This is a genomic window from Flavobacterium sp. RHBU_24 (assembly GCF_046613695.1).
Taxonomy (GTDB): domain Bacteria; phylum Bacteroidota; class Bacteroidia; order Flavobacteriales; family Flavobacteriaceae; genus Flavobacterium.
This window is the reverse complement of sequence record NZ_JBKJHD010000002.1, coordinates 34,406-46,565: the sequence shown is the minus strand read 5'-3', so window position 1 is coordinate 46,565 and position 12,160 is coordinate 34,406. Positions and strand designations below refer to the sequence as shown.

General features: G+C 37.5%; 10 protein-coding genes. 3 read left to right on the top strand and 7 right to left on the bottom strand.

Annotation, left to right across the window (positions count from 1 at the left end):
• Nucleotides 1-913: 913 nt before the first annotated feature.
• The 3 genes from ACLI09_RS02685 to ACLI09_RS02675 are packed head-to-tail and all read left to right on the top strand — an operon-like array spanning nucleotide 914 to nucleotide 5,398.
• Nucleotides 914-2,053, top strand: a complete 1,140-nt coding sequence (locus tag ACLI09_RS02685) for a hypothetical protein (protein WP_411418048.1) — start codon at nucleotides 914-916, stop codon at nucleotides 2,051-2,053.
• 32 nt (nucleotides 2,054-2,085) lie between these two features.
• The gene (locus tag ACLI09_RS02680) at nucleotides 2,086-4,419 is read left to right on the top strand and encodes a hypothetical protein (RefSeq protein ID WP_411418047.1); all 2,334 of its coding nucleotides are present in this window, start codon (nucleotides 2,086-2,088) and stop codon (nucleotides 4,417-4,419) included.
• On the top strand, nucleotides 4,394-5,398 hold the full coding sequence (locus tag ACLI09_RS02675; RefSeq protein WP_411418046.1) for an NAD(P)/FAD-dependent oxidoreductase: 1,005 nt from the start codon (nucleotides 4,394-4,396) through the stop codon (nucleotides 5,396-5,398). The genes ACLI09_RS02680 and ACLI09_RS02675 overlap by 26 nt, the downstream gene beginning before the upstream one ends.
• 155 nt (nucleotides 5,399-5,553) lie before the next feature.
• Here the strand turns inward: ACLI09_RS02675 and ACLI09_RS02670 are convergent, their stop codons facing one another.
• From ACLI09_RS02670 to ACLI09_RS02640, 7 genes are read right to left on the bottom strand one after another with little or no spacing between them, the layout of a single operon-like run.
• Complete coding sequence (locus ACLI09_RS02670; protein WP_411418045.1) at nucleotides 5,554-6,102, bottom strand: AAA family ATPase; 549 nt, start codon at nucleotides 6,100-6,102, stop codon at nucleotides 5,554-5,556.
• Nucleotides 6,086-6,619 carry a hypothetical protein gene (locus tag ACLI09_RS02665; RefSeq protein WP_411418044.1) on the bottom strand — a complete coding sequence of 178 codons (534 nt, stop codon included), beginning with the start codon at nucleotides 6,617-6,619 and terminating at the stop codon, nucleotides 6,086-6,088. Before ACLI09_RS02665 ends, ACLI09_RS02670 begins: the two co-directional genes overlap by 17 nt.
• Nucleotides 6,594-7,853, bottom strand: a complete 1,260-nt coding sequence (locus ACLI09_RS02660) for a hypothetical protein (RefSeq protein WP_411418043.1) — start codon at nucleotides 7,851-7,853, stop codon at nucleotides 6,594-6,596. The genes ACLI09_RS02665 and ACLI09_RS02660 overlap by 26 nt, the downstream gene beginning before the upstream one ends.
• A gap of 1 nt (nucleotide 7,854) precedes the next feature.
• Nucleotides 7,855-8,853 carry a hypothetical protein gene (locus tag ACLI09_RS02655; RefSeq protein ID WP_411418042.1) on the bottom strand — a complete coding sequence of 333 codons (999 nt, stop codon included), beginning with the start codon at nucleotides 8,851-8,853 and terminating at the stop codon, nucleotides 7,855-7,857.
• Complete coding sequence (locus ACLI09_RS02650; protein ID WP_411418041.1) at nucleotides 8,834-9,481, bottom strand: DUF4186 family protein; 648 nt, start codon at nucleotides 9,479-9,481, stop codon at nucleotides 8,834-8,836. Before ACLI09_RS02650 ends, ACLI09_RS02655 begins: the two co-directional genes overlap by 20 nt.
• Nucleotides 9,482-9,491: 10 nt before the next feature.
• Entirely contained in the window at nucleotides 9,492-11,027 is a 1,536-nt protein-coding gene (locus tag ACLI09_RS02645; protein WP_411418040.1) for an XRE family transcriptional regulator, read from the bottom strand.
• Nucleotides 11,008-11,238, bottom strand: a complete 231-nt coding sequence (locus tag ACLI09_RS02640) for a DUF4160 domain-containing protein (protein ID WP_411418039.1) — start codon at nucleotides 11,236-11,238, stop codon at nucleotides 11,008-11,010. Before ACLI09_RS02640 ends, ACLI09_RS02645 begins: the two co-directional genes overlap by 20 nt.
• Nucleotides 11,239-12,160 lie beyond the last annotated feature (922 nt).

The following is a 12,160-nucleotide window of genomic DNA, read 5'->3' as shown; positions in this document are numbered from 1 at the left end:
ATCGGCGAAAAGGGTTAATCAAGTTGGATAGACCGGGCATAATGAGCAACCTGCAACGGGTAAAAAGTAAGCCGTGTAAATCAAGTGTTTACAATCGGGTCATTCTTGGTGTAAAAGTTACTGTTTATTTCCTTTTTTTCTCATCGATTCACCTTGTATATTAATCCGATGTGCAGTGTGTACTAATCGGTTCGGTGCAGGAGGATAAAAATAAAAAAACCTGTAACTTCTTAAAGTGCAGGTTTTCATTGTTTTAATGTACTTTATAATGATATAAAGCTGAATTGTGGTGGGCGATGAGGGGTTCGAACTATGTGCTCAAAACCCGTGTAAACGCTGTTTTCTTTCTTTTTAAAATCAAAACTGCCACTATTCTGCACCAGTTTTGATTTTTTTGGTACCGCTCTGCCTTTTGAGACAAATTTGGTATCCAGTGGAGCCGGAGGGATTTTCACTTTTTGCGATTCTGGCGTTTTAAGCGTGTTTTTTGCAAGTTTTTCAAAATACTGCCACTATTCTGCCACAAATATCCCTGTATATTTAAAAGCTTCCTGCTGGAAGCATCTTAACTTAAGAACGGTGTAATCCGGTTGATTACTATTGCAAAAGTAATAAAAATGTAAATCCATAAATGCAAAACGTTTTATTATATCATGAAGAATTAGCATTAGTGTCTTACATGGATATCTTATTTAATAATCTCGGTTTCCATAAATGAAAGATTTTCTCCTAATTTAGAATCAAGTAAGATATCGAGGTGCGATTTTTTAAGCACTAATATACAAATTTTTACCAAAAAAATTTTATAATGAAATAAAGATTATATTTGGTATACAAACCAGGTATTGCAAGTTGGACCACCATTGGAATTCCAATATGCTTTATCAATTTATCACATTTTAAACTTATCGTCATGTCAAAAATTAAAATTGTTGACATTAGCCAACAAACTATCCCAACATTTAAAGTTGAAAAAGACGAGTACATCGTTTTTCGAAATTTAGACAATCTGATCCATCAGATCAATTCTGTTGAAGGCGAATTCTTTTTCGACATCGGGCTCTTACATCCAGGTGAAGTTTCCAGCCCTATATTATTTTATAAAGAAAGCGGCCCAGATGGCTTTTCTTATGGATGTGGTTTACATCCGGATATGGAAGGCAAAATTTATGTTGGAGCTCCGATTCCCGCACCTCCAATCCCACACCCACATGACCCCGGACATGCTGGTCATCATCCTGGCCATCCCGAACCAGGTCATGAGCAACTAAAACATTTTCATGGATTTGTGACCGGGGGAAGTACAGGAGAACAGATATTTATGACCCATACACCGATTTTTGCTGATGAACGTCATCATTTTCAAATTATTCTGCAAGGGAGATTTGCAGAGAAAACACATATAGACGCATACAATCAGGTTAGGCTGGAATACGGACAAGGCTTATTTCAAACCTTTTTTGATCATCTTGCATTGATAGATATTAGAGATGGCAAGTTAACGGAATTGACCACGGACGTTAACCGAGGAGCAAGAAAGTATCCTGGCGGTAAACCAGTTAATATCCAGGAACTGAATAATGCTAAGATAATAATAACCAAAGTTTTGCATTTCCGCACATTTGACCCCGATATGGATTATCCGGAGCACCTTCGTTATCTCATGTATGGCAATGAAAAAGATGTATTTATCGACCATTTCATTTCCCGTGCACCTAATTTTCATTCGGTAGCAAGATTAGCTACCACACCATCTATATGGAAAAAAGAATATTACGAATCCGTGCTGCCTTTTGAGATAACTTCAAAACGGATGATCGATGTTTCTCCAAAGCAGATCAAAAGGGCAGCATTTGTCGACAATAGATTTCACTTGCTTTGGGGAGCACCCAGCAACTCTGCCACCCCTTCAGATCCGCTTGGGCCGTTAAATGAGGGTGCCACGAAAACGTTCCCTATAAAATTAGATTCCGGAGAGGCCGCTGAGATCGAAATAAGTCACCTGCTGCACTTTGATGCTATCCGGCTACTGAACGAAGGTTTAGGCTATTAATTTCTACTACGATGATTGAGAGACAAAAAACTATGCGTTCGCTCGAAGACCAAGTGAACGAAATATTTCAACGACTGGCAAAAAAAGGATGGGAAGAACTTATGGCATGTCACGGAATCGTAATGTTAGGTGATGACATGAGGTCGGAACTGTTGCGAGAGGCTAATATAGATTGGTCACAACCTGGTTTTGAAGATTTTTCGCGCGATGGAAAGCGAGCTATAGAACCTTGCAGACCAGCTCAAAGTGCACTCTTTCACGCCGTAGCTTCACCTCAGGTGACTTCTTATCGAAATAAGAATGGCATAGAGGTTAAGTTATCTGCCTTTCCGACGTTTGAAGAAATTTGTGTCATTGAAAATTATGTTTATGGTATTGATCCTCCTTCGTTGCAAGAATTACGGGTCAAGGCAAAAAATTTTCCATTGGCAGTAACTGTTTTTGCTTCGGAATATCGTCCGGCGCTTACAACAGTTCATCAAAAACATGCTGATAAATGTTTTTCGAGGGTCGGGATCAGCAGGGTCGGCAATTCTCAAGCTCATTATTTAGATGAAGCCAGAGGATATCTGCCATTCGATGACGATGATATTTATAAAACCCGTGTTTTGCCGACCTATTATTCCGCCTATATAGCGGTAAAAGTTCTTGGCGATGCTAGTAATTTTGGTCCGATGCGGATTAAGGAAAAGACAGATAAGGAAAAGGGCGACAACAATAGAGAATTTTGGGTTCCCTTGCATAAATTGTTTTCGGGTAAAGAGTGTATCAGGCACGTCGATCTCCAAGTGAAACTTTCCGCGACGCATATAAATGAAAAGATCCGCAAGGCGCATCTTGCCTTGGCAGGACTTGGCTATGATACAGGTTGGCACGAACCACACATTAGTGATGAACCTTTTGTAATAAAAAAGGGGATCGCAGAACTTGAATTATTCGAGAATGGAGGTGAAGGTTTGTTAATGCCTGTCGTTCATCAAAGTTTAGTTGAGGAAGCGATTTATGACAACAAGATCCTTACTTATATAACGCCAGCGGGCAAAAAACCTTTTCGCTCGTCCGTTAACATTGAGCCGAAATCGACTGGTGCGCGGTACGCACCAGAATATGTTCATGCAAGGCATCAATTGATTGATAGTAAAATTATTGATCTGAACGATGCTCCCAAGGTTGCAGAACGAGTTCAACAGGGTAATTACAAGGCTGTACATTATGTGGATTATACGGGTGACGGCTGTATTGAAGTAGAATGCCCGGCGTTGGCATTTTATTTGCCTGAAGTCAAACCTGGTTATTCGATGGTCTCCGCAGTCGATTTTTTTCCGTTGGTTAAGCAATATGATCTCGTTAATTGGTGGACGCAAGCTGTGCCCCAAAAGCTCATCGATAATATATGGCCTGAGAATCCCGGATTGCCCTTATCTCTTGCTGATTCCAGGTATCCTGCCAATCTTTCGCTTACAACCACTAAACTGGATATTACCGATGAAAATTCGCCAAAGAAGATCTTTGACTTGAGTGACGACACGATAAGCACAGTTATAGGCTCTTTTAACTCCTGCGCAGGTGAATTGACCAAGATCGAGCCTTTAAAAACTATACGAATGTCGACTTTGCCTGATGGTGCTTCAGGAATTTATGCTCCAGGTTGGGATGTTAGTATCGACAGAACAGAAGAAATCGATAAGAATGATGATGGTGTGAACTTTAGCTCCGGGACCACCTATTTTAATAATTACGGTCTTGGTAGTCCGTTTCCGGAGGATGCTATGCTATGTGCTGCGTTAAGTTCTTTCTGGCCTGCAGCCGCACCTGACATAACACGCAGTTTCGCTCCCGGAAATTATGCTTCAGCCACCCCACTACCGGATGATATTTTAGGAATGGAAGGAGGTAATTCGTGGAATGGTATTCCTGCCCCGAAAATTATTGGAGAAGGTACCGCAGAATTTTTGAATATTGAATATGGCGACTTCATCGGCCCGGCAAAAGAGAATAAATTCGACTATTCAAAGATTACTAGAATCACTCTCGAAGAATACACCGCATCGACTTTAGTGATGGCTAGAGTTTACGGCGCATTAGATGCACTTACCACAGCACAGAAAAAGATCTGGACCGTGTTTTCGTTTAAACGCAGCAAATTGTCCGACACGGAAAGGCAGAGTGCTGAATTGTCGGCAGGTATTTCTTTAAGTTCGGATTATACTTACCGATTTGAGATGTTCAAACATACAGGTGTTATTCAAAATCCCAATAATTTTAGGACAAAGCTAGTCCACTTTGATAAAATTGAGGTTCTTTACGCCGATCCGCAAACTGTTTTAAGAAAGTCAGAAAGTGGCTGGAAACCATATCGATACTGATGTTGTAATTGTTGGAGCGGGGCCTTCCGGATCTGCCGCTGCGATATGGTGCCTTCGTCAGGGGCTATCGGTAGTAGTATTGGAAAAAACCCCTTTCCCACGCGATAGACCAGGTGAAACTTTACATCCTGGGATCGAGGTCGTTTTTCGAACTTTGGGCGTATTTGACGATATTGTGAAATTAACAGAAACTCGACATGAAGGTATAAACATCAGAGCGGGTAATAAATTTCTTTTTGTTCCATACGGAAGCGACCAAAGAGGTACTTGGCTTGGCTTCCAGGTGAAGCGAAGTGACCTTGATAACTGCCTTTTGTCAAAGGCGGTTGAATTAGGAGCAGTACTTCGTCAACCAGCAAAAAGCCAAAATGTAATATGCATTGACGGCAAGGTATCTGGCGTCGTCACTGATAATGGTATAATAAAATCAAAATTTATTATCGACGCGACCGGGAATTCTCAATGGTTGCGAAAACAATTGGGTCTTACAGTAAATCAATGCTCTCAGAAACTATTAGCCAGATACGGTTATACTAGCGAACCTGTGTATGGAGAAGACGTACCTGTTTTATCTTTTAATGAAAACGGTTGGCGATGGGATGCCAAAATTTCCGAAAAACTGTTCCAATGGACTCAATTGGAAGTTGATCATAAGCCTTTCGCTAAATACGAGGATAAATTCAAGGGAGCTGATGTTACTTGGCGTATTGTAAGAGAATGTGCAGGAGCAGGATATTTTCTGACAGGCGAAGCTGCTGCAATTCTTGACCCCGGTGGTTCAAAAGGTGTTTTACGCGCCATCTATTCGGGAGTAATGGCTGCTGACAGCATTGCTAAGATTGTATTATCAGGTCAAAACGAAAAAGGCCTTTGTCTCGGTTATCAAAACTGGATGAGAGATTGGTTTTTCAGGGATTGTGATGAGTTAAATAAACTTTATTTAGAAAATGGACACAACGTATCCTATGAAAAGCTATAATCAAAACTCAGTGTTGTAATTAACAACTAAAATAATTTCTAAGAAATATGATTCAGCTTAAAAACAAATCATGAGAACGCTTACAACTGTTTGTTTTAATGCGCGTCTCATAGTAGGAGATTCTGATCAAAGAAAATCACATGATTCGCCGAGATTTAATCCTTTTGAAATTTTCTCATTACTTTCTCTAATAATTCATCATTAGTATCGTTTGAAGTAATGAATATGTCATACAACTTTCTAAGTGACTCTATTTCTTGTTCAACTATGTGATTATCTATTTGCAAAAATTCATTGAAAGAAACTTTATCGTCTATTTCTTTTGTGCGATCTATATATCGCTTATACCTCAAATTTACGTTCTCATCGACATACATGAAAATTGCCTTAGAACTTATATCTTTTAGTATATTGTAAATTACTTGATGTCGAATACCTTCAATTATAATCACGTCGTTTATATTGCCAGCGTGAACGAGAACGTTATCTACAAAGTTCTCAGGATCATTTTTGACCAGCTGCTCTCCCAAATCTTGAAGAGAATTTCGATCTGTTGGTAATTCATTAGCAGTGCTATAACTAAATAAATAGCTACCAAACGATACAATTTGTATATCGTAATCTTTGGCTAGTTTCTTTGCCAGAAATGATTTACCGGAACAAATCCGGCCAGAGAGTCCAATAAGATTATTTATTTTTTTCATCAAATAGCGTATTTTGTAATCCTCTTCTAATAACCACCCAACCTGTACGGTCAGATTTATTTATCTTAAACTCTTCAAATATTTTAAGGTTGTCAATGGTGATTAGTGAAAGAAATTTTGATTGCGATTTAAGATTCAAGAATTCGGGATCAGAGTTCCAACAGAGTTTTTTACCAAATTCTGAGTTAACCATTTCATAAGTTTTTTGCTTAAGATTCGTAAAGTAATGTACAGCTCCTACCTCAAAAATAGCACATAACCCAGCAGAAGACTTTTTTACAAACACTATATCCCCTGGTAACACTCTTCTGAAAGGAGCCACATTGTTAATTGACAATCGAGATTCAATTGTTTTAATCCCTGTCAAAACAAAGTTTAAAAATGGTTCATTGAAAATCGCCAGATGTAAGTTAACTTCTTGGCATTGAATTTTATGCAAATACACTTTGAACTCGTTCTTTTGTGAACCATCAACTATTTCTTCAAAATCTTTAATTAACTTGTCTTTCCATCTCATAATATATCCAGTCCAAATATTCTTGAAACTCATTTTGCTCTAAATCCACAATCATTTCTATAAATTTGAAAACGAGTTCTTGATTGTCTGTAAGAGGCTCCCCGCTCTTTAATCGATCAATAGTTGTAATTATTTCGTTATTTCCTGTACATTTAAAAATTCTATTTCCTGAGGTCCATAAATTTGCTTCTTTTCTAATAGGATCTCTAGAACTTACAGTAGGCAAAATATCACCTTTTACTAATGTAGTGAAGGAAAAATTTTCACTCTTCGCTTCTTCTTTTAGAATACGGAATCTTGTTCCTTTATACTCTCGTTCAATCCACAATGATTCTTCTCTCTTGTCCTGTGGCCTCATAGATTTTACATGCTCTGTTTTTCTGAAAATTGCTAAGTCACCCTTTCTCCAAAATGGTAAAATGTCGGTAATCCCAGCAGTCCTTAGCGCATTATATTCAAAAAAAGGCATTGTATATTGCAAATGTTGAGGGTCGAGTGATTCTATACAAAGTCCTAGATCTTTACAATAAGAAAACCACTGTAATCGCTCTTCTGTGATGTTTGGTCTAGTATTGATCGGCGGTAAACTTATAGCGACTATTCCACCAAGTTCAACGGCATTCGCCGCAACCCACATAAAACTAAAAAAATGCGGAGTATACCATGGAGGATCCATTACAACGCAAAAGTGTCCAGATACTAAAGTTGGGGGAATCGTAAATATATCGTGCTCAATTATTTGAAATCTCTTTAAATCAGTATTTATACTATTTAAGCCCAAAATAATTGGCTTGTTTCTTTCCACAAGTCTTACCCGGTAAGGTATATCTTTTTTTACGGCTGTCGCGAAAAGAGTTGGCATACCCAAAAACAATATTTTCTCAGATGGCCTAACTAATTCAGTAATTCTCCTTATTAATCTATTAAGGCTAAATGATGAGTTTCGCCATTCAAAATCTAAGGGGTGAGGATTTTGTAAAAATTCAAAATACCCCATATATTTTTGGAGTAAAAGATTTGTCTCTCTCGGAAATAATGCAAGTGTCTGATCAACTTCAACCTCCTTTATGCACCACATGCCATTTTGGTATACTAAATCACCATCACTCTCCATCTTATGCAAATATCTCATTGTTTCTACAGGGTCGAGTCCATCTATTCCTTTACTGATAAATTCAAAAGATCTGGGTTGATTGCAGATTCTTAGTAGCACATTCCTTATATACAGAGTCATTTTATCGATTTTTTATATCATAAATAGGCATGTTGAGCTTTTCTGTAGAGAAACGTTTTGACATTTCTATTTTCCAAGTTTCTATAGCGATCTGCTGACCTTTTATCAAGTCCGCTTTATCGACATTATTACGAGATTGTGATGGTGTGAATTCAAATACCTTTAACGGAACAATTTTTAAAGGTATATCTTCGTGAATAGCCTGTAGCTTGTCTAAGAAATTAGAAACTGCATATTTAAAATCAGTGTTTGATGGCGCGGTTAATGTAATATATCCATAAAGGTCAATATTGGTATTCCAAAGTCTTTTAAATAGGTCAAACTGCTCAGAGAATAACTTTGGATCTGCTAGAGTATTTAACATAAATGAGTGTTCATCTATACCTTTAAAGCAGCAAACCCTCGCATACATTTTGTAGGAATTAATTAAATCAATTTGTTTCTGAGATAAGTATCTCCAAAAATAATCGTTACTTAAATTGTCATCTGACCAAAGGAAAATATCATTTTCAAGTCCCCGCGCTATAATCGCTTCCATCATCCAAGGAACCCATTCAGGAGTTAGGTCAGGCTGACCGCCAGACAGATCAATCATAAGAGGTCGATTATTTTCTGCGAGATAAAGATCTAATAGTTCGTCGCAAGAGAGAAACTTGGAAAACCTACTATCGCCATTAAGTAGTTTAAAGTCAACGAAACAGTACCAACATCTCCAGTTGCACACAGAATTCTGAAAAACCTGAGCTCTTATTTCTGTTAGACTTCGCAAATTTAGATATTTACGCGCAGGCTCGATCGGTAGCGGGTTTTCCGGCCAGTCTCCTCCTGGTTTCAATTTAAAATGCCTTACACGACCAAAACCAGCGCAGTTGGCTGGTTCGGTCAAGTCTTTTTCTTGTAGAGATCCTTTATAATTGGTTATTAAGATCTTCTTTTCATTAAGGTCGATTGCCTTAGTACGCAACTTCGCAGAAAATTCATCAGTGTCGATAGTGTTCATCTAAAATGCTATAAATTGTATTTTCCTCTACCGGGTGTTCTGTTAAATGAGGAACTCGTAAATCAATATATTTTAAAACAAGATCGGTACAAAAATTCAACTGTTCATCGCTGAGTGGGACTTCTAAATCAATGTTATGCCAAGCCTTCAGACATTTACGACAGCAAGTCGCAGTAGCATGCTGTGCATAATTCACTATCTCATCTTTACCCATTGGTGTTTGACGCCCATCCATAAAACTATTGAATTTCCCGATTCGTTGACGAAGAAGTTTATGTGCACGTTCCTTTGTCCCTGTTCTTCCACGCCTAAATGCTTCGACAATTGCATCGTCTTCTATAGGCGTGTGCCAAAACAAATGCCTAATAATTTCGGACTTCATTTCTTGAAAGACAAATTCGCTATCATTTACATCGTTTAGATGAACACGATCCCAATCGATAAGCTCCACTCCGCACTCCTTGCAAGCTCGTTCAGTGCCAAATTTCCGAAGACTAGTTTTTTCTTTACTATAGCAATGAAAACCTTCGCCGCATTTGGTTGCTCCGCAAGTTATATCATCTATGGTTAAATCTTCGACGCGCACATCATCGGGGATCATTCGAGTAAATTTCTTCCTTTTATTCATGTTAATACATTTAAATATTTCTTAAAGCTGATTCCAGCATATTCTTATCAATTGGATTTAAATTATCGATTGCAATCCTTTCTCGTAAAATCTCACTTGCAATTGCAAATGGAGAGGGTGAGGTTATTTGAAAGTTATTAGCAGTTCCCCACCAATTCTTTCCACCCATCTGTAATCTAAAAGCAAGATAATTTGCAATAAACTCAGCTTTAATACCTTCCTCCTTTGCAGTTGCAATAACTGCATTTTTTAAAAGATCTATTTTATAATCTGCTTTTGAAAGTGCAATCTTGGCAATTTCTTCCGACCGGCTCCCAAAAATGAAATGATTAGCAAATGTATTAGCTTCTCGTTCCTCTAGAGACGCATTATTGGAAAATGGATTAACCTCTTCAATCTCTATAACAGAGGTGTTAGGCACATCTAAATGGGCAAAAACATGGTATAACTCATGAAGAAGATCAAATATCCATCTTGCATGAGACTCGTTCTTTTGCTTTAGAACAACAACGTGTTTGTCCTTAATGTTCCAAGACGCGCCGTGGAATACTCCCTGATCATTTAACGGAATCACACAAATGCCTAAATCCCATGCAAAAGATAATAAATTTTTCAAAGTCAATTCCGAATAGGATCTATAAAAATCTGACTTAAACTCTTTTAAATCTCCTGGATATTCAACTTGCGGCGTTGAATTTTCCGCCTTTCTAACTATATTGGCTATATAATAAGCATAATGAGAATAGGCGCGAATTTGACTTATATTGCCCTTTGACGGAGTTTTAAATAGAGCTAGCTTAAAAGGTAGATTGCTTAAAGGAAGATCATCTTCTTTCCATATTTCATCACTTCTCCATCCAAAAACTTGTGAAAGATACGCCGATATTTCACTCTGAATTAAGTCTGGTAAATTTTCCTTTTTATTTCGTATGGAATCAATAATTTCTACCGGAATAATCTTACGTACAAGGTTTGAATCTATACCGATTTTTGCTAGCTTTTTAAGGATAAATTCAAAGGAAACAATATTTTGTAGTTTCGCTTCAAAAAGTTCCTCATTAGCCAAATCTTTCAATGTATACCCCATTGCAGCAAGTATTTTTCTTAAGGTCCCAAATCCAACATCAGTGTGTCCTTTTTCAATTCTGGTAATCGTCTGTGGCGTAACACCCGCCATCTCAGCCAACTGATTGCTTTTTATGTGTTTCCTTTCCCTCAGTGTTTTTAAACGTTCACCTGTTAGCTTAGCATTGTCTTCTGCCTGTTTAGCCATTTCCCTGGCAAAAGATTTATCAGTTAGAGTGCGTACTTTGTCCCAAGGAATGAGATATTCAAAACCACCGTTGAAATTGATTGAAATGTCAAAGTCCGAGTTATGAATTTCCTGAATTTTATCTACATTAATATCGACAGGCAGCAATGTGCTTACGGGCAGCTCAATTTTATCGCTATTAGCAAAAGTAACTTGAATCTGTCCATTAGCTATTGTAGCAGTTTCAATCTGCTGATAACTTATATCATCCCAATTATTTTTCATTTTCTTCATCTTTGTGTTTAGGTGGATTAAATTGATCGAATTTGTCACATAATTCATCAAGCTGATCGAGTATCGCTTCCTTTTCTTTTTTTGAAAGTGCGGGCCCAGTCATCACTTTTAGGCTCGGAATTGCAACTCTGCTTTCTGACCCATCTGATCTCCGCAAATGGCAATGTGGAGGCGGATGATCATTATCGTATATCAATATCCGTAAACTCATGTTTTAAAATTTGCTAGTAAAAATATGCATAAATATTAAGATAGCAAAAAAAATGAACATGTATGTTAATTTTATTGATTTTTTTTAAGTACGGTTTCAATTAACGCATCATTTTTCGCAAAGATAGGCGGAGATCTATCTATACTTTGTGATTTTGAAACGGGCATCAAAAATTCTGTACCTTTATTTCATTGCCTAACTTTATATTAATTTCTACATTATAAAAATATTGATTGATGACAATACTAATCTAACCTTACATCATTAATATTATGTAACACCGATTTTGCCAATTCGTGCTTGCAGTTTCTATTGTTATATGAAGGTATTAGGTGGAATCAAGTACGGGTGCGGTGTCAATAAGTGGCATCCCTATGTTAGAATTGGCGACTATCAATGCTAAAATTATAAGTGCATAGAAAATCTTGCGAAAGCCATTTACACATATAAAGAAGTTATAAGTGGCATTTTTTCGTCCTTAGAAACTGCCACTATTCTGCCACAAAAAAATTGAGCGCTTTTGAAAGATTTGTGAATGTCTGTAACCTTAAACTATTAAAAAACACTAATTATCAATGGTTTAGCCCTTTTGCAGATTAAGATAAGAGCAATTTTTAGAAAAGATGGATTCGAACCATCGTGCCCTGTACGGCATTATTAAAATGCTGAAAATCAATGAATTAATATGTTTCAAATTGCATAAAAAAACCGAACTTTAGGTTCGGTTTTCTCTTAGTGGAGCCGGAGGGATTTGAACTTTCTTTGATTCTGGCATTCTGAGCATGTTTTTTGCATGCTTTTTAAAACACTGCCACTAAAACTGCCACTAATCAATCCCTGTATTTTTAAAAGCTTCCTGCAGGAAGCTGACTTGTCTAAGAACGAAATATGTCCGGTTTATTACTAATGTAAATATAAGCAT